This window comes from Bacteroidota bacterium (genome assembly GCA_039821555.1).
Taxonomy (GTDB): domain Bacteria; phylum Bacteroidota; class Rhodothermia; order Rhodothermales; family Rubricoccaceae; genus JBCBEX01.
The window spans coordinates 1-529 of the sequence record JBCBNX010000080.1 but is presented as its reverse complement, the minus strand read 5'-3'; the positions used below and the strand labels follow the sequence as shown (position 1 = coordinate 529).

The window sequence follows — 529 nt, the reverse complement described above, 5'->3', positions numbered from 1 at the left end:
ATCGTCGTTGCCCAGACCGGCTTCGATCACGTCGTCGCCGCGGGAATCGAAGATCAGGTCGTCTCCGTCGGTTTCCTGTCCCCTGAGCTCCTGCGCCTTGAGTTCGTTTGCATCCCAAGTGATGCCGTCGGCGAACTCGATGACCGGCAGCGTCGTTCGGGCGAGCGCCCCCACGATCCGCACCTGATCCCCCACATCGGGGAACACGATCAGCAGATCGTCGCTTTCCAGGCCGGCGCGGCGCACCACAGCCTCCGTCGAGCCGTAGTCGGTGAAGCTGATGACGGCGTCGCGCATCGCGATCGCCTCCAGCTCGATCCGATCGATCCCATCGCCCTCGGCGAAAAGGACCCGGGTGTCCCGGCCCATGATGATCGTATCGTAGCCGTAGCCGCCCGCAACCTCGAAGTCCGGGTCGATCGTGCGCGCGTCGATCAGATCCGTAGACGCGTTAGACGCCTCGTCGAGGAGGATGCCGCGGATGTCGGTAAGGCTGAGCGTGATCCCATCGTCGAACTCGAAGCTCTCA

1 protein-coding gene is annotated in these 529 nt (G+C 64.1%); it reads right to left on the bottom strand.

Annotated features, from left to right (window positions below):
- A partial coding sequence (locus AAFU51_18955) for a hypothetical protein (GenBank protein MEO1573313.1) occupies window positions 1-529 on the bottom strand: 529 nt, incomplete at both ends.